Consider the following 19,760-nt stretch of genomic DNA (forward strand, 5'->3'; position numbering starts at 1 on the left):
CTCGGCCTCAAACGCGCGCACGGCCGCAGCCAGATGTTCCTCGCCTTCGCGCCACTGCCCGCGCAGGCCCAGCGCGTCCAGCATCAGTTCATGCGCCTGTGAATCGAACGGCGCCAATTGCAGCCACTTGTCCAGGCAGGCGAAGCGTTCTTCCGCGCCCGCCGGCAGGCTTGCGGCCTGGTGCGCCAGCACGGCCGCATGGCAGGCCCGCAGGCGCCGCCGCTGCGCGGTCTGCCAACTATGGAAGAACGGACTGCGGCCGATCTCCAGGCCTTCCAGGAAATCGCCCTGGAACAGCGCCGACAGGGCGCGCAGCCTGTCGGGATCCGCCTTGTCGATGCCGTCCTGCATCGCCGCGCCGATGTCCAGGACATCCACGCGGCAATCGGACAGGTCGAGGCGCACCGCGTCCTGCACCGTCTCGACCCGGCGGCGGCCCGGCTCATCCAGCAGGCCGCGCGCCTTGCTCAGGCACCAACGCAGCTCGCCGCGCGGATCGTTCGGAATATCCCACAGCAATTCGCACAGGTGCGCCCGCATCACGGCGTTCGGGGCCAGCGCCAGGTAGGCGATCAGCGCCCGTAGTTTGCGCGACGGCGGCAAGGCCAGCGGCGCGCCGCCGCGGCTGATCGCCAGCGGTCCCAGCATGCGCACGTGGATGCTCGCGCCGGTCGAATCCACGCCAGATTCCACGCCCGCTACCACGCTCGCCTCCACGCTCGGTTTTTATCGTGGTTTCCGGGGCGCACGGCACGCGAATTCCTTCGCGGCGCTGGTTGCATCACCCCGGCGCGCTGGCAATGGATGCTGTCGCGCACCCCACGCAATAACGGAGAGTCACCATGTCCATTTCCTCCCTTGCCACCAGTGACGTGCGCGAAACCGCACAGCCCGACCTGGCCGCCTTGAAGACCCGCCAGCAGGGCACCTGGTCCTCCGGGGACTACGCCGTCGTCGGCACCACGCTGCAGATCGTAGGAGAACAGCTTTGCGAAGCCCTTGATGTCCGCGCCGGCCAGAAGGTGCTGGACGTTGCCGCCGGCAACGGCAATGCCACGCTGGCCGCCGCCCGCCGCTGGTGCGACGTCACGTCGACCGACTACGTGCCCACGCTGCTCAGCCGCGGCCGCGAACGCGCCGCCGCGGAACGCCTGAAGATCGAATTCCAGGAGGCCGACGCCGAGGCGCTGCCCTTCCCTGACGCCGCGTTCGACGTCGTCATGTCGACCTTCGGGGTGATGTTCACGGCAGACCAGGACAAGGCCGCGGCCGAACTGATGCGCGTGTGCAAGCACGGCGGCAAGATCGGGCTGGCCAACTGGACGCCCGACGGCTTCATCGGCCAGATCTTCAAGACCATCGGCAAACACCTGCCCCCGCCCGCCGGCGTCAAGTCGCCCGCGCTCTGGGGCACCAAGGCGCGCATCGAAGAGATGTTCGGATCGCAAGCCGCGTCGATTCAGTGCGAACCGCGCCACTTCGTGTTCCGCTACCGCTCGCCCGAGCACTGGATGCAGGTCTTCAAGACCTACTACGGCCCGCTGCTCAAAGCCTTCGGCGCGCTGGAACCCGCGGCGCAGACGGCGCTGACGGCCGATATCACCGCGCAGATCGAACGCTTCAACCGCTCCGGCGATTCGGCGGTCGTGGTGCCCAGCGAGTACATGGAAATCGTGATCACCCGCCGGTGATCGCGCGTCAAACCCCGCCTCGCAAGCGGCGGGATCGGCCTGGCGGTCGGCTGTGTGGTCCATGGCGCAGCGCCTTCACGGCCGTCCGCCGGCAAGCGCCGGGCAACCGTTGTAGAGGAACCATCCGTTGAAGTAGGCAGCGGCGTGCCCCGCCGCTGCCGCACTGGGTGCGAGCCCATAGCCGAAATAATACGCCCGCCCCTACCCCTACGGCAGGTTCTCCCGGAATATCACCTGGCTACGCGCCAATTCCACCCCATTCATCGCGCTGCGCTTATCCCGCAGATTGCTGAAAATGCGCACGCAGCTCATCAGCGCCTCCATCGGGCTTTGCGTGATCACGGCGTCCATCGTGCCGTCGATCAGCAGTGAACGCGTGTCGGGCGTCAGTCCATGCCCGATGAAAACAACCCGGTGCTGCTGCCCTGCTTCTTTCAGCGCGCGGGCCACCCCGTCTGACGCGCCGCCGATGTTGTAAATCCCGGCAAGCTGCGGATACTGCTCCAGCAACTGCCGCGTCTGCTCGTAGTTGCGCTGCGCGTCGTCATAGCCTTCGCGCAGGTCCACCACCTGCATGGCTTGGAATTGTTCGGCGTAGAGCTGCAGAAATCCGCTTTCCCGCTCTTCATGGGCGCGGTAATGCCGCGAGCCCGCGATCAGCGCCACATGCGCCGCGCGCATCCCGATAAAGCGCGCAATCAGATAGCCGGCCGTGCGCCCGGCGGCCCGATTGTCCAACCCCACGTAAGCCGTGCGCGCACTGTTGGCGATGTCCGAGATCAGCGTCACCGTCGGCACGCCCTGCTGCGCCAGCGCATTCACGGCCTCGCGCACCACGGGGTGCTCCAGCGCCATGAACGCAATTCCGTCGGCCCGCTTGCCATGTTTGGCCAGCGCCTGCGCCAACGCGTCGGGATTGAAGCTTTCCACGTACTCGACATGGCACTTGGCATTCAACGGCGCAAAGTGCTCGTGCGCAAAGTTGACGGTATCGCCCAGCATGCGCAGATAGCGATTGCTGCCGCGCGGCAACAGGAACACCAGCCGCATTGGCTCGGGCGCGGGAGCCGCGTACACCTCGTCGTCCGGCAGGTAATCCAGTTCGATGGCGGCCTTGAAGACCTTTTGCGCGGTGGCCGGGCGCACGCCGGGCCGGCGATTCAGCACGCGATCGGCCGTGGCCGTCGACACGCCCGCGCGGGCAGCCACGTCCGCCAGCTTGGCGAGTCCACGAGAGGAGGCGCTTCTATTCACATCAAAAACCATCATGAATAAGATTTGACGATGATAGCGCCTATTCACTATTGTCCACAGTGCCGCAGGGCTAAGGCGGTTTTGTGGCACATCAAAAAACATCATAAGCAAGACAACGGAGACAACCATGAAGCTGCTTACTCGCCGCAGTGCCCTGCGCCGCCTTTGCGCGGTTCCCGCCCTCGCCGTCGCCGGCACCGGCTTTCCGCTGATCGCCCGCGCCGCCGATTACTCGCTCAAGTACGGCAACAACCTGCCGGTGACGCATCCGCTGAACATCCGCGCCCAGGAAGCGGCCGAACGCATCCTCAAGGAAAGCAACGGCCGCGTCGACATCAAGATCTTTCCGAACAACCAGCTGGGCGGCGACACCGACATGCTGGCCCAGGTGCGTTCCGGCGGCATCGACTTCTTCACGCCGTCCGCCCTGGTGATCGCCACACTGGTGCCGGTGGCCGCCATCAACGCCGTCGGCTTCGCGTTCAAGGACTACGACCAGGTCTGGAACGCCATGGACGGCGCGCTGGGCGCCCACGTGCGCGCCGCCATCGCGCAGCGCAAGCTCTACGCCTTTGAAAAGATGTGGGACAACGGCTTCCGCCAGACCACCAGCAGCAAGGGTCCGGTCAATACGGCCGCCGACATGGACGGCCTGAAGATCCGCGTGCCGGTGAGCTCGCTGCCGATCTCCATGTTCAAGGGCCTGGGCGCCGCGCCCGCCAGCCTGCAGTTCAGCGAGGTCTACTCGTCGCTGCAGACCAAGGTGGTGGACGCGCAGGAAAACCCGCTGCCCATCATCCAGGTCGCCAAGCTGTACGAAGTGCAGAAGTACTGCTCGCTGACCAAGCACATCTGGGACGGCTACTGGTTCATCGCCAACGGCCGCATGTGGGAAGGCCTGCCCGCCGACCTGAAGACGGTGGTGGCGCGCGGCATCAACGAAGCCGGCCTGGCCCAGCGCGAAGACATCAAGAAACTCAACGCCTCGGTGCAGGCAGACCTGGAATCAAAGGGTCTGGTGTTCAACCAGCCGTCCGCCGACAGCTTCCGCGAACAGCTGCGCACCGCGGGCTTCTACAAGGAATGGCAAGGCCGGTTCGGCAATGAGGCCTGGGGCCTCTTGGAGCAGTCCGTCGGCAAGCTGGCCTGAGGTCGCGCGCCATGTCCTCCCTGTCCGCTCCCCACGCCGCGGCGCCCGCGCTGCCGGCCAATCCCCTGCGCCGGGCGGCCGGCGCGCTCGACAGCGTGTTGGGCACCGTGGTCGAACACGTTGCCGCGGCCATCGTGCTGGTCGAGATCCTCGTGCTGTTTGCGGGCGTGGTGGCGCGCTACGCGTTCCACAGCCCGCTGGTCTGGTCCGACGAACTGGCTTCGATCCTGTTCCTTTGGCTGTCCATGCTGGGCGCCGTCGTGGCGTTGCGGCGCGGCGAGCACATGCGCATGACGGCGCTGGTGAACAACGTCAGCCCGGCGCGTCGCGCGCAGCTTGAAACCGCAGCGCTTGCGGCGTCGCTGGCGTTCCTGGTGCTGATCCTGGCGCCCGCCATCGAGTACGCGCATGAAGAACACTTCATCATCACGCCGGCGCTGGAACTGAGCAACGCGTGGCGCGCCTCGGCGATTCCGGTCGGCATGGGCCTGATGGGCATCATCGCGCTGCTGCGCCTCTTGCGCACGCAGCCGCTGCCGCAGGTGGCGATGGCGCTGGCTGGCGTGGCGGCGGTCGTGGGCCTGTTCTGGCTCGCGCAGCCCCTGTTCTCCGGACTGGGCAAGCTGAACCTGGTGATCTTCTTCGTGGGCATCGTCGCCGCCACCGTGTTCTCGGGCGTGCCGATCGCATTCTCGTTCGCGCTTGCCACCTTCTCGTACCTGGCGCTGACCACCAACACGCCGATGGTCGTCATGGTGGGCCGGCTGGACGAAGGCATGTCGCACCTGATGCTGCTCGCAGTGCCGCTGTTCATTTTCCTGGGCTCGCTCATCGAAATGACGGGCATGGCACGCGCCATGATCCAGTTCCTGGCCAGCCTGCTGGGCCACGTGCGCGGCGGGCTGTCCTACGTGCTGATCGGCGCCATGTATCTGGTGTCCGGCATCTCGGGCTCGAAGATCGCCGACATGGCGGCCATCGCGCCCGTGCTGTTCCCCGAAATGAAAAAGCGCGGCGCCAAGCCTGGCGATCTGGTCGCCCTGCTGTCCGCCACCGGCGCGCAGACCGAGACGATTCCGCCGTCCATCGTGTTGATCACCATCGGTTCGGTGACCGGCGTGTCGATCGCCGCGCTGTTCACGGGCGGCCTGCTGCCCGCCGTCGTGCTGGGCCTGGCCCTGTGCGGCGTGGTGTGGTGGCGCTACCGCAAGGAAGACCTGAGCCTCGTCCAGCGCTTCACCTTCAAGGAGATCGGCCGCTTCTTCATGATCGCGCTGCCCGCCGTGGCCCTGCCGTTCGTGATCCGCGCCGCCGTCGTCGAAGGCGTGGCGACCGCCACCGAGGTCTCCACCATCGGCATCGTGTACTCCGTCGTCGTGGGCCTTGTGATCTACCGCTGCTTCGACTGGGCGCGAGTCAAGCCCATGCTGATCGAGACCGCGTCCCTGTCCGGCGCCATCATGCTGATCGTGGGCTGCGCCACCGCCATGGCCTGGGCGCTGACGCAATCGGGCTTCTCGGGCGATCTGGCCAAGCTGATGGCAGGCATGCCCGGCGGTAGCTACGGCTTCCTGGCCGTCTCCATCGTGGCCTTCATCATCCTGGGCAGCGTGCTGGAAGGCATTCCCGCCATCGTGCTGTTCGGCCCGCTGCTGTTCCCGATCGCGGTGCAGGCCGGCGTGCATGAAGTTCATTACGCGATGGTCGTGATCTTCGCCATGGGTATCGGCCTCTTCGCCCCACCCTTCGGTGTCGGCTACTACGGCGCGTGCGCCATCAGCCGCGTCGATCCCAACGAAGGCATCCGGCCGATCTGGGGCTACATCGGCGCGCTGCTGATCGGCCTGATCGTCGTCGCCGCCTTCCCCTGGTTCTCCATCGGTTTCCTGTGACGCGGCGCGGCCCCTTGCGGGCCGCGCCCCTCCCGTCTCTCAGCCACCCTTTTATAAAGATCCAACATGAGTCGTTTCCTGGGCGAGATCCGCCAACTCGGTTATGTCGTGCACGACATCGAAGCCGCCATGGACTACTGGAGCACCAAGCTCGGCGTGGGTCCCTGGTACTACAACCCGCGCGTGCCCATCGTCAATTACCAATACGACGGCGAACGCCACGACCCGCACAACTCCGTCGCCCTGGCCAACTCGGGCTATGTGCAGGTCGAGCTGATCCAGACCCGCAACGACGTGCCCTCCATGTACCGCGATTTCCTGCAAGCCGGCCGCACCGGCCTGCAGCACGTCGCCTACTGGACCGAAAGCTACGACGCTGACCTCGAGCGCCTGCTGGCGCAAGGCTTCAAGCCCAAGATGAGCGGCGAAGTCGGCGAAAAAGGCCGCTTCATTTACTTCGACACCGAATACCACCCCGGCACCGTCATCGAGCTCTCCGAAGTGGCCGGCCCCAAGGGCCGCCTCTTCGACCTGATCCGCGAAAGCTCGGTCAACTGGGACGGCAAGGACCCCGTCCGCGCCTTTCCCGACCTCAGCCGCCTCTGATACGCCCCTGCCGCACACCGCCACCATGAATTCCCAATCGTTTACCGCCACCTACCTGATTGAAACCCCCGTCGACCCCGCCAAGGTCGCGGAGGTCATGGCCGGCGAGCAGTCCTGCGGCACCTTCACGCGCGTGCAGGGCGAAACCGACGAGCTGCGCGCCCGCGCACGCGCCCGCATCGAATCCATCGAAACACTGGAAACGGTCGACTCGCCCAGCCTGCCCAATGCATATCTCGCGCGACAGCCGGGCGGCATGCCCGGCAAATTCCAGCGCGCACGGATTCGCATTGCCTTTCCCGTCGCCAACGTGGGCGCCAACCTGCCCACGCTGGCCGCCACCGTCGGCGGCAATCTGTACGACCTGGGCGAAGTCACCGGCCTGCGGCTCGAAAGCATGGAGCTGCCCGCCAACTACCGCGCGCAGTTCGACCTGCCCCAGGTCGGCATCGCCGGCACGCGCGCGCTGACCGGCGTGGACAAGGGTCCGCTGGTCGGCACCATCATCAAACCCAACGTTGGCCTCTCGCCCGAGCAGACCGCGCACCTGGTGGCGCAGCTGTGCGCGGCCGGCGTGGACTTCATCAAAGACGACGAGGTGTGCGCCAACCCGGCCCACGCCCCCCTCGCCCAGCGCGTGGCCGCCGTAATGGCCGTGGTGCGCGCGCACCGCGAACGCACCGGCCGCAACGTGATGGTCGCGTTCAACATCACCGACGAAACCGACGCCATGCGCCGGCACGCCGACCTGATCGAACGCGAAGGAGGCACCTGCGTCATGGCCAGCCTGAATTGGTGCGGCTATTCCGCCATCCAGACTTTGCGCCGCAGCACGCCGCTGGCGCTGCATGGCCATCGCAATGGGTTCGGCGCGCTGTCTCGCCATCCGCTGCTGGGCATGGGATTTCAGGCGTATCAGACGCTGTGGCGGCTGGCGGGCGTGGACCATATGCACGTGCACGGGTTGCAAGGCAAGTTCTCGCAGGAAGACAGCGAAGTCGTGGACTCGGCGCGCGATTGCCTGGCGTCGTTGACACCGGGGATCGACGACGCCGTCATGCCTGCTTTCTCGTCGGGTCAGTGGGCCGGCACGGTGCCCGCCACGTGGGCGGCCGTGCGCAGCGACGACCTGCTGTTCATGTCGGGCGGGGGCATTCTGGCGCATCCGGATGGTCCGGCGGCTGGGGTGCAGAGCATTCGTCAGGCGTGGCACGCCGTGCGCGACAACCAGCGGCTGGAAGACTACGCCCGCAACGCGCCTGAGTTGCAGCGCGCGCTGGAATTTTTTGGAAGCCGCGCATGATTGGCGGCACCGCGCCGCAGGTGTGCTGGTATGGCGACGATTTCACCGGCGCCACTGACACGCTCGCCGAGGTCGCGCGGGCGGGCCTGCGCAGCCTGCTGTTTTTGGGCGTGCCTTCTTCTGCGCAACTGGAACGGGCCGGGCCATTGGACGCCATCGGCATCGCCGGCGCCGCGCGTGGGATGGCGCCGGCGGAGATGGTCGAGGAACTGCGCGCGGTTGGCGCGTTCATGGCCAGCACCGGCGCGCGCGTGCTGCATTACAAGTGCTGTTCCACCTTCGACAGCGCACCGCATGTCGGCAGCATCGGCGTGGCGGTGCGCGAGCTGCGTCGGCATTTCGCGAATCCCATCGTGCCGATCGTTGGCGGGCAACCCAGCATTGGCCGGTATTGCAGCTTTGGGAATCTGTTTGCGCGCGCGGGGACTGCGCCCGAGATTCATCGCATTGATCGCCATCCCGTGATGAGCATGCATCCTGTCACGCCGATGCACGAGGCGGATTTACGGCGGCATCTGGAAGCGCAGGGGCTAGAGGACGTGCGGTCGGTGCCGCATGTTGCTTATCCCCCGAGTGCGAACTTGGAAGTGAACACGGGTACGGACTCCGCCGTGAGTTCCGGTACCGACTTAGCCGCGCTCGATGCGTGGATCGAACAGGTCACGGAGAGTGCGGACGGACCGCTGCTGCTGGATCTGGTGGACGAATCGCAGCTCGCCGCGATCGGCCGCCTGATCCAACGCGCCGCAGCCCGCGCCCCTCTGGTGGCTGTCGGCCCGAGCAGCGTGCAGCAAGCTCTGGCTCGCGCCCGGCCCACCGGACAAGCCCCCGCTACGCAGGCTGCCCCACTCCGCCCGTCGGACGGCCCGGTGCTGGTTGTCGCGGGCAGCCTGTCGCCTGTCACCGCCCGGCAGATCGCCGCTTCCGAAAGCTATACGCGCCAACCGCTGCAAGTCGCGCGGCTGCTGGCTGATGCCGGCTATGCCGCGCAACAGGTTGCGTTGGCCGCCGTGACATTGGCCGAAGGCCGCAACGTCCTGGTGCATACCGACAGGCCTGTCGGCACGGTCAGCGCAGACCAGACCGCCGCAACAGCCCGCGCCACCGCCAGCCTCGCCGCGGACATCGTGCGCGCCAGCGCAACAGCCGGTCAACGGCTGAATCGCATCGGCATCGCCGGTGGAGACACTTCCAGCCAGGCGACGCTTGCCTTGGGATTGTGGGGACTGGCGTTTCGCTGCGTGCTGGCGCCGGGGGTGACGGTCAGCGTTGCACGCAGCGACGACCCTGTGATCGACGGCATTGAGCTGATGCTCAAGGGCGGGCAAATGGGCGGGGATCGCCTGTTTGATGCGTTGGCCGCAGGCGACGCCTGAGAGGCCAACTCATCGGCTCAACGATTCACCAGCTTCTTGGGCAGCGTCAACGTAAGAGCCGCACCGATCATTGCCACGCACGCGATGAATATCACGCCATTATCGGTGCTGCCTGTGACATCCTTGACGACACCGACGACATACGGGCTGACAAATCCGCCCAGTCCTCCGAAGCAGTTGATCAGTGCCACGCCCGCTGCCATGCCGACGCCCGAAAGAAACAGTCCGGGAATCGTGAACAGCATGGACGTCGTGCTGTAGGCGCCGACGGCGGCGATGGTCAGCGATAGAAGCGCCAGCCCCATCGACCCATGGAACCAGACACTGCCAATCAAGCCGACGCACACGCAGGTGAACGGTCCAACCAGATGCCAGCGGCGCTCGCGCATGCGATCGGAACTGCGGCCGATCAGATACATCACCACGAAAGCCGCGGTGAACGGCACTGCGGTGTAAAGACCCACGTGCATGACGTCCCCCACGTTCAGCTGCTGCACAAGCGTGGGTAGCCAGAACGACACGCCGTAAGAGCAGATGGCCGAGCAGAAGCAGATGCTGGTCATCTTCCACACCCGCCGGTCTTTCAGCGTGGCCGCGAGCGACACGGTGGACTTGTCGTGGCGGGTGAGCTCGCGCTCGGCCTGGAGTTCGCCTTCCACCAACTCGCGCTCGCCCTGGGTGAGCCATGGGGCAACCGCGGGGCTGTCGGCCAGATACTTCAGGCACAGCAGGCCGAGGATCAGCGACGGCACGGCTTCGATAAGGAACATCCATTGCCAGCCAGCCAACGAGTGCGCTCCGTGGCCCCATTCGATGATGGCGCCAGAAAGCGGCGCGCCGATCATGCCTGACAACGGCACCGCCCCCACAAAGAGCGCCACCATCTTCGCTCGCTTGTTTGCGGGAAACCAATAGGTCAGATACAGGATCACGCCAGGATAGAAGCCGGCTTCGGCCGCGCCCAGCAGGAAGCGCAACACGTAGAACTGCGTCGGCGTCTCGACAAAGGCAAAGCAGGCCGAAATGATGCCCCACAGAATCATGATGCGGGAAATCGTCCGCTTGGCGCCGATGCGCATCATCAGCAGATTGCTGGGCACCTCGAAGATCAGGTACCCGATAAAGAACAGTCCCGCGCCCAAGCCATAAACGGCATCGCTGAAGCCCAGGTCGTTCAGCATATGCAGCTTGGCAAAGCCGATATTGATGCGGTCCAGATACGCCGCCACGTAGCACAACATGAGAAACGGCATGATGTGCAGCGCCACCTTGCGGTAGACGGCATTCCGGTCCGGCGCATTTCCCGCGTAGGCGGGCTGAGTCAGAGTTGCTTGCACGAATTTTCCCCTTGCGGATGTCAGGCGGACGCCCCGCCCCGACTTATGGTTTGAGTTGGAAGATGGCTTCGACTTCCACCGCCATGCCCGACGGCAGCGATGAAGCGCCGGTGGCGATGCGCGCATGCAGGCCGCGTTCGCCCAGCACAGCGGTCAGCAAGTCCGATGCGCCGTCCAGGACCTTTGAATGGGCATCAAAGTCCTCGGCGCAATTGACCACACCGGCCAGCCGCACCGAGCTGGCGACGCGCGACAAATCGTCCCCGCAGGCCTGAGCCAGATGGCCGAGCACGTTGAGCGCGCACAGCGCCGCGGCATCGCGGCCTTGCTCGACGCTCAGATCGCGCCCCACGCGGCCCGAGAACTCCAGCACGCCGTTACGCCGCGGCGCTTGCCCCGCGACGAACAGCAAGTCTCCGGCGCGCACGGCCGGAACGTAGCTGCCGCGCGGCGGATTGACCGTTGGCAATGCAAGTCCCAGTTCGGCCAGCCGACCGGAGATGGTGGTTGCGCTCATTTCAGTTGCCTCCAGTCGCCCTGGTGCCCCTGCCAGTTGATCGAGTGACCCAGCGCACGCATCACACTGCCACGCAGTGCGCGAACCATCCCTGCGTACTCCTGCATGGCAATGCCGTCATGCGCTGGCTCCGGGGCCATGAACATCCCATCCACGCCGCCGCTGGCGACGCACAGCTCGGTGCTGCGGATTTCCAGTTCGGGCTCGTGGAACACCACCGGGTTCTCCAGCAAGGCAGCAAGCGCCGCCACCACGCCCGTTGCACCAAAATTGGAGATGTTCGACACCACCAGCCAGTCGGCAGCCGTGACAGCGGCGACGCCGCCGCGTCCCGGTGTGCCGGTATCCGCAGCCTTGGGTGAAAACCGTGGTAAGTCCTCGGCAATCACGCCCATGCCTAGCTCGTTGCCGCCGTCACCGATGCCGATGAACGGGATCTTTGCCGCCTGAATTTTCTCGAACAGATAGTCCAGATTGGCGACCAGCCCGTCCAGCGGGCGACCGCCCAACCCGTGGTACAGGCCCTTGGCGTTCTTCCCGGGCCGTTCGATTGCGATCGCGGCGCAGGGACGCGTTATCGTCACCAGCGCGTCGCAAACTGCGTGTGCGCCGCGATCGTCCTTGGGGACCGTCTTGATATACACCGGCCGCAAGAAATCGAAGGGTTTGATGACGCCATCTTCCGGGAATGGCATCGGCGCCAGGCCCGCGCCGCGGCAGGTGGCGATCATCATCTCCTCCCAGTCTTCGTCGATGACGATGACGGTCTCGCGACGCAACCCCAGGAAGAAGGCCCGGGCCATCAGCGCGGCACCGATCGGGCCATCGGTTTCAGGCGCACCGCCGCCTTCCGGAAAACCTGTCGCGATCAGGATCGGTCCGGCGCTTTCCTGGGAGGCCTTCTGCAACCGCTCGGCAGCGCCCATGCACGCATATCCAGGCTGTCGCGTCTGCAGCGCCTCGTAGAGATTGCCGATCAGTCCAACGCCGGTGTAGTCGACGCGCATGAAGTCGTCGATGGTGCGTGCAACGCGGTGATATGTCTTGGATTCAGAATTCAGCATGATAGGTCAGGCGTTCAAGGCCTCGATGAAAACAGGGGTATCGACGTTGCCGCCGCTCAGTACGACGACAACGGTCTTGCCCGCAACGTCAATTTTTCCCGCGAGCACGGCGGCAAGCGGCACGGCGCCGCCCGGCTCCACCACCAGACGCAGGTGCTGGTACGCGGCTTTCATTGCACGCCTGACCTCGTCGTCGGTGACGACAAGGCTGCCTGAAAGCAGATCCAGGTTGATCGGAAAGGTCAGCTTGCCCGGCTTCACCACCTGCAGCGCGTCGCAGATCGACTTGGCGCCGGGCGCATTGCTTTCAGGCTGGCCGGATGCCAGCGATCGCGCCAGTTCATCAAAGCCCGCTGGTTCACCGGCATACACCGCCGTTTCGGGCGACAGCGACTTCACGGCCGTCGCCACGCCAGCGACCAGACCGCCGCCGCTGGACGCCGCAATCACGATATCCAGCGGCGCGCCCATGTCGCGGGCCTGCTCAACGATTTCCAGGCCGACGGTGCCCTGTCCGGCCATGATGTGGGGGTCGTCATAGGGCGGAACGATCACGGCGCCGGTCCTGCCAGCGATTTCCGCGCCAATCGCTTCGCGGTCGTCCTTCTGGCGGTCGTACAGCACCACCTCCGCACCGTTCGCGCGTGCGCCTTCAATCTTGGCCCGGGGCGCGTCGGCCGGCATAATGATCGACGCCGAAATGCCTAACGTGCGAGCCACCAACGACGTGGCCAGCGCGTGGTTGCCGGATGAAAACGCCACCACGCCTGCTCGCTTTTCTGCGTCGGACAGTTGCAACAACCGGTTGACGGCCCCCCGGAACTTGAAGGCCCCGGCGTTCTGCAAGGATTCGGCTTTGACCAACACCCGCGCCCCCGTCATTGCATTGAGCGATGCGCTCTCCAGCAATGGGGTACGCACGATGTGGGAACGAATGCGTTCGTGTGCCTGCTGCACGTCACCAAGCGTGATGGCAAAGGCGGATGTGGGATCTGCGGTATTCAAGGCTGCTCCTGGCTGAATGGGATTTTGCGCACCCATTACATCCCGGTCGTTTCATAACAACCAATCCTATCTTTGGATAGAAATCAATAAGGCTGTCTTATTGATCACAGTTTTCCGAGGAGCGTGCACTTTCAGCGGGCGCACGAAGCCCGCAGTTATCAGGGAAACCACTAATACGTTGACGAGGTGAAGGAACCGCTACGGGCGGCCTTTTCTCCGCCCACGCGGATTGCCAGCGGATGAAGCGCGCGCAATTTCGCCGGCAAGATCGGCCAGCGCCTCTTTCGTCTGTTGGTCACTGCCTGGCGCATAAGCCACGGCAAAGGACAGATCACGCAGTTGCATCTGCGCCCGCCGAACCTTCAACCGCCCCTGCGCCACTTCCTTCGCTACCGCCAACCGCGGGACAACGCATACGCCATAGCCATCCTCTGCCATGCGAACGATGGTGGACAGGGACCAGTTGGTGAAGATTCGAGGCGCGCCATGCTCGGGGGTAGTCAGTTCCCGATGAAGAAACGTATACGGGTAGGTCCGCTTGGGAAAAGTGATCAGCGGATGCCGCGCTACCTCGCTGTTCGACAAAGGTTCTTTCCCCACTTTCAGCGAAGGCGCCGACAGAAAGTTGAGTTCGTAGCTGCAAAGCGGCTTTTCAATCAGCACATCGTCATTCAATGGCCCGAGCAGGAAGGCCATGTCCAACTCACCCGACTTCAAGTTTTCGCGCAGGGTGGGCGTGATATCCACGACAAAATCGATAATCACATTGGGATAGCGCTTGCGGCATTGCTCCAGGAACTCCACCAGCCAGGTATGAACGATGGTTTCGGCAACGCCAAGACGAATGACTCCACTGATCGCCTGCTCTTCAGCTACCTTCATCATCATTTCCGAATGCAGCGCCATGAAACGCTCGGCGTACCCATACAGGACGCGGCCCTTCGCGGTGAGCTTTACCGCGCGCGACGTCCGGTCCAACGCCTTGATACCCAGTTCCTTCTCCAACGCCGCAATGCGTTGTGAGACTGCAGGCTGAGTGGTGTGCAGTTTTGCCGCAGCTTTGTTGAAGCTGCTGAAGTTGACCACCCAGTAAAAGACCTCAAGGCTCTTGAAATTCATTTGGATTTCGCGTCAGCGGGGAAGTTCGGCGGCGCCGATTCGACGGCTATTGTGCAGCCCGCAGCACGATCACAGGCGCATGGCTCGAATTTTATATTCCCGGGTGTCTGACACCCTGGTGATGGCGGGCAACGGCTAAGCGCTTGCCAGCGCGTTATGCTCCCTGGCGAAACATCCCGCTTTCCGCGGGATCCGGTCAAACAGGAGCTCCCGCAATGAATTGGCGTGTCCGCGCGGCCAGCATGTCTGCCCTTTTGCTTTGCCTTGCAGCGCCTGCCTCGGCGCAATCGCCGGCCACACAGGCCGAATGGCAAAAGGCTGTCAGTCAAAAGATCCTGCGCGGCATCAGGCTCCCGGCGGCTACCCGCGAGATGAGCTCTCCTGTGGTGCTCAAGGTTCGAATCGCCATCCTTCGAGACGGCGCGATCGACACCGTCGAGTTGGTGGAATCTTCGGGCAGCGACGCCGTGGATGAGGCGACGCTCGGCATGATCCGGCGCAACGGCACGTTACTGCCCTTCTCTGCCGACATGGCAGAAGACCGGAAGGACCTGACGCTGCCCATCCGGTTTCATTTCAACGGCGATGCGCCACCAGGATTCCCCGCCACACGAACCCGATAGCATCGACTCGTCGCTTGCGGCCCGCCGAGTCTTCTGATGTGGGGCGCATGAATGCTTGCCGCGTGGCGGCGCACTCGGTGCATGGCGAATGCCCTGACGACGTTGGCATGCGATGTCTACCGGCCGTGCCAGTACCGCTTCGCCGATTCCCGCTGGCCCCACACCGTCAACCCCTGCGGCGTCGCTTCCGCCATCACCGCCCCGTCCTTGTCGCTGCGCCAGAATCTTCCGCCAGCCCGCATCCACCGCAACTCCACCGCCCGCGCCGGATGCTTGAACCGATTCAGGTGCCCGGCCTGCGCGATGACGTGCTTGGCCTGCGAAGCCGCCACCAATTCGCGGCTGGACGACGACGACGAACCGTGATGCGGCGCCAGGACGACGTCGGCATCCGCGAGGCCCTGTTCGACCAGCGCCCGCTCCTGCGCCACACCGACATCTCCCGTCAGCAACAGCGAATGCTCCTTGCCCTCCACGCGCAGCACGCAACTGTCGGCATTGCGGTCATCCGCCTTTCCTGTGCGTTCTGACGGCCACGGATGCAGGAAGGTGAATACCACCCCATCGGCCTCCCAGCGCCCTCCCCGTTCGCACCGCACCATCTCATCGGGCAAGACCGGCTGCGCGTTGCCCACGTCCGGCCACATCCGAGCGTCCCGCCGCACGTAGGCCGGCAGATCGAAAGACGTATAACTTCGCGCCACCGGCACCGCCGCCAGCACCGCACGTGTGCCGCCTACATGATCCATATCCGCGTGCGACAGCACCAGCACATCCAGCCGTCCGATCCCCCGGGACTGCAAGAACGGCGCGACTACCCGTTCGCCCGCGTCGCTGCCGCCATAGCTGCGCGGCCCGGCGTCAAACAACAACGACTGGCTGGCCGTTTCCACCAGAATCGCGCTGCCCTGCCCAACGTCCATCGCGCTCATGCGCCAGTAGCCGGGTTCGGGCTTGTCCGGCCGCCAGAACAGCAACGGCAACATGCAGACCCATCCCAGATGACGCCCTGGCCAGCCGCGCGTCTGCAGCGCCCAGGCCATGCCCGCGACCGCCAGCAGCAGCCACATCCAACCAGCCGCCGCAACCGGCACGCTGGCCCAGCTTGCATTGCCCACCCATGACACGGGCACCATGGTGAGGTCGAAAGTGTCCAGGCCTGCCTGCCCGGCCCACGCCGCCAACGTCTCCGCCCCCGGCAGGCACGACAGCGCCGCGCACAGCAAGGCCAGCGGCGTCACGATGAACGTCACGACCGGTATGGCCACGGCATTTGCTAACGGCGAGCCCAACGACACCTGATGCACCAGAAAAGCCAGCAATGGCATCAGGCCAACGGTCACCAGCAATTGCACGCGCACCGCCTGCCCCAGCCGCGTCGCGCAGCGCGCGCGCCAGCCGGCATCAACATCAATTGGCGCCGAAGCGATGCGCAACAACACCGCCACCGCGCCGAACGACAACCAGAAGCCCGCGGCTACCGGCGCCCACGGGTCCAACGCCACGACGGCCGCCGCCGCGCAGGCCAGCACCCGGCCGCCGGATAGCGGCAACCGAGACAGCGCCGCCGCCAACACCACCAGCAGCATGAAGAACGTACGGCGCGCAGGCACGCCCCAGCCGGCAAGCAGGCAATACATCAGCGCAACCAGCGCCGCCACCGCCCCGCCCGCAATGCGCGCAGGCACGCGCTCCGCCAATCCCACGCCGCGCCAGCGCAATCGTCGCCATAAGGCCGATGCGAGCAGACCGCCAATGCCCGCGATCGACGTCACATGCATGCCGCTGATCGACACCAGATGCGTAATGCCGCTGCGGTTGAAGATGCGCCAGTCGTCGCGCGACACACCGGCCTGGTCCCCGATCGCCAACGCAATCAATACCGGCGCATAACGATGTTCGCCCAGCGCCGCGCGCATGCCTTCGCGCACGTGGTGCCGCGCGCGTTCGATCGCGATGCCGGGCGACGCCCATGGCCGGTCGTCCAGCAGCACAGGCTGTCCGCGCACGGTGCCTGTCGCGCGAACGCCGTGGGCAAACATGCGCCCCTCCGCATCCGGCCCGGCGGGGTTCAGCAGGCCGTGCGGTCTGCGCAACACCAAAGCCATGCGCCACACCTGACCGGGCAGCACCTGCGGCACGGTCTGGTTGGCGCCGGCCCCCGCCTGCCACGTGACCTGGACGTGCGAGGGAATACCGGGACGCGCGGACGAATCCAGCTCCGCCAGGAAACGCAGCCGGTTCGCATCGCCATCGGGCAACCCCACCACACGCACCACCAGCCGCGAGACCTGATCCTGGTGCTCGTCGGCCAGCGCGTCTTCCAGGCGGTGCTGGGCTTGCAGGGCCGCGTTGCCAAGACCGGCGCAGGATCCCAGCGCCAAGGCGGCAAGCACACGTAGGCAAGGATGCCGGGCGCGCGCCCATGCGGCGCAGGAAGCCGCGCCAACGGCGGCGAGCAGCCACAGCACAAGCGGACCGGGCAAGCTCGGTGACATCTGCACCAACCCCGCGCCGGCCACGAACGCAAGGCAGAACGATCGGCCCGTAATGGCTTTCTCCTGAAAAGAGAAAGCGTAGGGCGCCGCGGATTCGGCGGACGAGCCAGTGAACGGATTGATCCACCTCGGCTAACCGCCATTGTCCGGGCGTGCGAAGTACAGTAGCGCCACGTCAGCGCTGAATCAACGCCAAATCAGCCCCAAACCCAGCACCCACTTACGTCCCGCATGAAAGGCACCCGCAATTCCCTCTCTTCACTGCGCATCTTCCTGACCGCCGCCGAAACTCTAAATTTCAGCCGCGCCGGCGAAGCGTTGAACCTGACCCAAAGCGCGGTCAGCAAACACGTTGCAGCCCTGGAGGACAGATTGGGCACGGCGCTTTTCAAACGCATGCCCGCCGGCCTGCGGCTGACCTACGCTGGCGCGCTCTATCTCGAACGCATCAGCGCGGCGGTGCGCCTTATCGACGAAGCCGACGCGCTGGTCGCCAATCCCGCCTCGCGCGTGGCCCTGAACGTGGCGGTATCGCCGTCCTTTGCGCAGTTTTTCCTGCTGCCCAGGTTGTCCGAGTTTTTCGAGCTGCACCCCGGGATCCGCGTCAACATCCGTCCTCGCCTGCTGCATGCGCGCGATCGCTCCGAGCGGTTCGACGCGGAGATCCAGCTTCATACGGGCTATGTGTCCGGCATGAGCGCACAGTATCTCTGCGGCCGTGAGATGACGCTGGTCGCGGCGCCGTCGCTGCTGGATCGCCATCCCGTCAAGTCGGTGGATGACATCACCCAATTGCCGCTGCTCAAGCGTGCCCAGCGCGGTTACGGCTGGGACGAATGGCGAGCCGACGTCGCTCCGCTGTGGTCCGGCCCTGCTGCCACGGCGCCAGAGTATGAAGGTTTTTCGATCCTGCTGCCTGCCGTGCTGAACGGATTGGGTGCGGGCATCATGCCGTTGTGCATGGTGCTGGATCATCTGGAATCCGGACAGTTAGTCCGGCCGTTCGGAGAGACGGTGGAAGGACGGTACGGCTATCACCTCATGCAGCCCCGGCCCAACGTCGGCGGGCCGTATTGCCAGGCGTTCTGCGACTGGGTCATTGCGCAAGGCGGGGACCTGAATCTTCGAACGCGGCGCTACGCGGGAATTGCGTAGCGCGCAGTGCGCCCGATCCGTCAGTTCACCGCGCTCGAAAGCGCCCGGATTTCGGTATTCCCATTTGGAATATCCCATGCGCATACTTCCTTTGCCCGTGGAAAATGCAGCCACCACAATGACGTGAATCATTCATGGATCACCATAAAAATCATGTTCAAGTGGAAAAAACTGCTGGCCGCTTTGGCCATCCCTACGGCCCTGGCCGCCGCGCAAACCGCATCGGCCGCCTACCCCGATAAGCCCGTCAAGATCGTCGTACCGTACTCGGCGGGAGGCAGCTCGGACGTGGTCGCCCGCGCCATCAGCGACCAGTTGAGCGCCCAGCTGGGCCAGTCCGTCATCGTGGAAAACCGCGCCGGCGCGGGCTCGATGCTGGGAACCGCCTATGTGGCCACCGAGGCGCCCGACGGCTACACGCTGCTGCTCGCCGACGTCCCATTCACCATCGTCCCGGCGCTGTACAAGGATCGCGTGAAGTACAACGCGAAGAAGGATTTTGCGCCGATCACGTTGCTGGGCCTGTCGCCCATGTACCTGTTCGTGAATCCCGGGTTCGAGGCGCAGGACGTCCCGACGCTGGTGAAGACCGCCACCGCCAAGCCGGACACCATCTCCATCGGCTCGGGCGGCAACGGTTCGTTGACCCATCTGATGGCCAAGCTGTTCATGCAGGACACCAAGGTCAGGCTCGCGCACATCCCCTACAAGGGCGCGTCCGCGTCGGTCAATGACCTGGCCGGCCGCCAGATCGACGCCAGCTTTACCACCATGGCCTCTGCCGTGGCCCTCTTTCAGAGCGGCAAGATCAAGCCGATCGCCGTGTCGTCACCCGCACGGCAGGCGGATACGCCGGATGTCCCGACGTTTCAGGAACTCGGCTATCCGGGGCTGACCGTGCAAAGCTGGTGGGGGCTCGTTGCTCCGGCCGGAACGCCCGAACCCGTGCGTCAGAAGCTGTCGGATGCCATGGCCAAGGTCATGCAGTCCGAGCCCGTCAAGCAGCGACTGGCCAGCGTTGGCATGAACCTGCCGCCGGACACCAGCGCGGCCGCGCTGAACGCGCTGCTGGCGCAGGACTTTGCGCGCTGGGCCGACCTGGTGCAGCGCGCCAATATCACCTTCGAATAACAACATTGCAGCGCCGCGCGGCATGCGTGCGGCGCCGGA

At 65.2% G+C, this 19,760-nt stretch carries 17 protein-coding genes; 9 read left to right on the forward strand and 8 right to left on the reverse strand.

Features of this window, described 5'->3' with window-relative positions; all coding sequences use genetic code 11:
• Window positions 1–681 (reverse strand): AfsR/SARP family transcriptional regulator (locus B3446_RS25390; protein ID WP_414632421.1); only part of this gene is annotated, 681 nt, incomplete at its 3' end.
• 161 nt (window positions 682–842) lie between these two features.
• Here B3446_RS25390 and B3446_RS25395 point away from each other — a divergent pair.
• On the forward strand, window positions 843–1,691 hold the full coding sequence (locus B3446_RS25395) for a class I SAM-dependent methyltransferase (RefSeq protein ID WP_291386630.1): 849 nt from the start codon (window positions 843–845) through the stop codon (window positions 1,689–1,691).
• A gap of 207 nt (window positions 1,692–1,898) precedes the next feature.
• Here B3446_RS25395 and B3446_RS25400 read toward each other — a convergent pair whose 3' ends face one another.
• Window positions 1,899–2,960 carry a LacI family DNA-binding transcriptional regulator gene (locus tag B3446_RS25400; RefSeq protein ID WP_191575532.1) on the reverse strand — a complete coding sequence of 354 codons (1,062 nt, stop codon included), beginning with the start codon at window positions 2,958–2,960 and terminating at the stop codon, window positions 1,899–1,901.
• Between the two features lie 112 nt (window positions 2,961–3,072).
• On the opposite strand from B3446_RS25400, the gene B3446_RS25405 reads away from it, so the two are divergent.
• The 5 genes from B3446_RS25405 to B3446_RS25425 all read left to right on the forward strand — a co-directional run bounded on the left by B3446_RS25405 (window position 3,073) and on the right by B3446_RS25425 (window position 9,272).
• A complete protein-coding gene (locus B3446_RS25405; protein ID WP_105239374.1) occupies window positions 3,073–4,095 on the forward strand; it encodes a TRAP transporter substrate-binding protein in 1,023 nt (340 codons plus the stop codon).
• An 11-nt stretch (window positions 4,096–4,106) separates the two neighbouring features.
• Window positions 4,107–5,987 (forward strand): TRAP transporter large permease subunit, encoded by a 1,881-nt coding sequence (locus B3446_RS25410; protein WP_175183783.1) that lies wholly within the window; start codon window positions 4,107–4,109, stop codon window positions 5,985–5,987.
• Window positions 5,988–6,053: 66 nt separating this feature from the next.
• Window positions 6,054–6,593 carry a VOC family protein gene (locus B3446_RS25415; RefSeq protein ID WP_291386634.1) on the forward strand — a complete coding sequence of 180 codons (540 nt, stop codon included), beginning with the start codon at window positions 6,054–6,056 and terminating at the stop codon, window positions 6,591–6,593.
• 25 nt (window positions 6,594–6,618) lie between these two features.
• Entirely contained in the window at window positions 6,619–7,896 is a 1,278-nt protein-coding gene (locus tag B3446_RS25420) for a ribulose-bisphosphate carboxylase large subunit family protein (protein WP_291386636.1), read from the forward strand.
• Window positions 7,893–9,272, forward strand: coding sequence for a four-carbon acid sugar kinase family protein (locus B3446_RS25425; protein WP_291386638.1), 1,380 nt, complete (start codon window positions 7,893–7,895; stop codon window positions 9,270–9,272). The genes B3446_RS25420 and B3446_RS25425 overlap by 4 nt, the downstream gene beginning before the upstream one ends.
• Window positions 9,273–9,289: 17 nt before the next feature.
• Here B3446_RS25425 and B3446_RS25430 read toward each other — a convergent pair whose 3' ends face one another.
• The 5 genes from B3446_RS25430 to B3446_RS25450 all read right to left on the reverse strand — a co-directional run bounded on the left by B3446_RS25430 (window position 9,290) and on the right by B3446_RS25450 (window position 14,314).
• Window positions 9,290–10,609 (reverse strand): MFS transporter, encoded by a 1,320-nt coding sequence (locus B3446_RS25430; protein WP_291386640.1) that lies wholly within the window; start codon window positions 10,607–10,609, stop codon window positions 9,290–9,292.
• Between the two features lie 43 nt (window positions 10,610–10,652).
• Window positions 10,653–11,126: a RidA family protein gene (locus B3446_RS25435; RefSeq protein ID WP_291386642.1), complete on the reverse strand. Its 474-nt coding sequence runs from the start codon at window positions 11,124–11,126 to the stop codon at window positions 10,653–10,655.
• Window positions 11,123–12,190 carry a DUF4392 domain-containing protein gene (locus tag B3446_RS25440; RefSeq protein WP_291386643.1) on the reverse strand — a complete coding sequence of 356 codons (1,068 nt, stop codon included), beginning with the start codon at window positions 12,188–12,190 and terminating at the stop codon, window positions 11,123–11,125. Before B3446_RS25440 ends, B3446_RS25435 begins: the two co-directional genes overlap by 4 nt.
• 6 nt (window positions 12,191–12,196) lie before the next feature.
• Entirely contained in the window at window positions 12,197–13,195 is a 999-nt protein-coding gene (locus B3446_RS25445) for a threonine ammonia-lyase (RefSeq protein ID WP_291386645.1), read from the reverse strand.
• A gap of 198 nt (window positions 13,196–13,393) precedes the next feature.
• On the reverse strand, window positions 13,394–14,314 hold the full coding sequence (locus B3446_RS25450; RefSeq protein WP_291386647.1) for a LysR family transcriptional regulator: 921 nt from the start codon (window positions 14,312–14,314) through the stop codon (window positions 13,394–13,396).
• A gap of 215 nt (window positions 14,315–14,529) precedes the next feature.
• Here B3446_RS25450 and B3446_RS25455 point away from each other — a divergent pair, with 215 nt between their 5' ends.
• Window positions 14,530–14,937, forward strand: coding sequence for a TonB family protein (locus B3446_RS25455; protein ID WP_291386649.1), 408 nt, complete (start codon window positions 14,530–14,532; stop codon window positions 14,935–14,937).
• Window positions 14,938–15,053: 116 nt separating this feature from the next.
• Here B3446_RS25455 and B3446_RS25460 read toward each other — a convergent pair whose 3' ends face one another.
• Window positions 15,054–17,435 carry a DNA internalization-related competence protein ComEC/Rec2 gene (locus tag B3446_RS25460; RefSeq protein WP_291386651.1) on the reverse strand — a complete coding sequence of 794 codons (2,382 nt, stop codon included), beginning with the start codon at window positions 17,433–17,435 and terminating at the stop codon, window positions 15,054–15,056.
• A 231-nt stretch (window positions 17,436–17,666) separates the two neighbouring features.
• On the opposite strand from B3446_RS25460, the gene B3446_RS25465 reads away from it, so the two are divergent.
• Window positions 17,667–18,590, forward strand: a complete 924-nt coding sequence (locus B3446_RS25465; protein WP_291386653.1) for a LysR substrate-binding domain-containing protein — start codon at window positions 17,667–17,669, stop codon at window positions 18,588–18,590.
• Between the two features lie 153 nt (window positions 18,591–18,743).
• Window positions 18,744–19,721 carry a Bug family tripartite tricarboxylate transporter substrate binding protein gene (locus B3446_RS25470; RefSeq protein ID WP_291386655.1) on the forward strand — a complete coding sequence of 326 codons (978 nt, stop codon included), beginning with the start codon at window positions 18,744–18,746 and terminating at the stop codon, window positions 19,719–19,721.
• Window positions 19,722–19,760: the final 39 nt, after the last annotated feature.

Source organism: Achromobacter sp. UBA5777, assembly GCF_002418565.1.
In the GTDB taxonomy this organism is placed as follows: domain Bacteria; phylum Pseudomonadota; class Gammaproteobacteria; order Burkholderiales; family Burkholderiaceae_B; genus Achromobacter; species Achromobacter animicus.

Coding starts and splice junctions, on each gene's coding strand:
- B3446_RS25410 (WP_175183783.1), top strand. CDS start 4,107: ATGTCCTCCCTGTCCGCTCCCCACGCCGCGGCGCCCGCGCTGCCGGCC.
- B3446_RS25460 (WP_291386651.1), bottom strand. CDS start 17,435: ATGTCACCGAGCTTGCCCGGTCCGCTTGTGCTGTGGCTGCTCGCCGCC.
- B3446_RS25395 (WP_291386630.1), top strand. CDS start 843: ATGTCCATTTCCTCCCTTGCCACCAGTGACGTGCGCGAAACCGCACAG.
- B3446_RS25435 (WP_291386642.1), bottom strand. CDS start 11,126: ATGAGCGCAACCACCATCTCCGGTCGGCTGGCCGAACTGGGACTTGCA.
- B3446_RS25425 (WP_291386638.1), top strand. CDS start 7,893: ATGATTGGCGGCACCGCGCCGCAGGTGTGCTGGTATGGCGACGATTTC.
- B3446_RS25465 (WP_291386653.1), top strand. CDS start 17,667: ATGAAAGGCACCCGCAATTCCCTCTCTTCACTGCGCATCTTCCTGACC.
- B3446_RS25440 (WP_291386643.1), bottom strand. CDS start 12,190: ATGCTGAATTCTGAATCCAAGACATATCACCGCGTTGCACGCACCATC.
- B3446_RS25455 (WP_291386649.1), top strand. CDS start 14,530: ATGAATTGGCGTGTCCGCGCGGCCAGCATGTCTGCCCTTTTGCTTTGC.
- B3446_RS25415 (WP_291386634.1), top strand. CDS start 6,054: ATGAGTCGTTTCCTGGGCGAGATCCGCCAACTCGGTTATGTCGTGCAC.
- B3446_RS25405 (WP_105239374.1), top strand. CDS start 3,073: ATGAAGCTGCTTACTCGCCGCAGTGCCCTGCGCCGCCTTTGCGCGGTT.
- B3446_RS25400 (WP_191575532.1), bottom strand. CDS start 2,960: ATGATGGTTTTTGATGTGAATAGAAGCGCCTCCTCTCGTGGACTCGCC.
- B3446_RS25450 (WP_291386647.1), bottom strand. CDS start 14,314: ATGAATTTCAAGAGCCTTGAGGTCTTTTACTGGGTGGTCAACTTCAGC.
- B3446_RS25420 (WP_291386636.1), top strand. CDS start 6,619: ATGAATTCCCAATCGTTTACCGCCACCTACCTGATTGAAACCCCCGTC.
- B3446_RS25470 (WP_291386655.1), top strand. CDS start 18,744: ATGTTCAAGTGGAAAAAACTGCTGGCCGCTTTGGCCATCCCTACGGCC.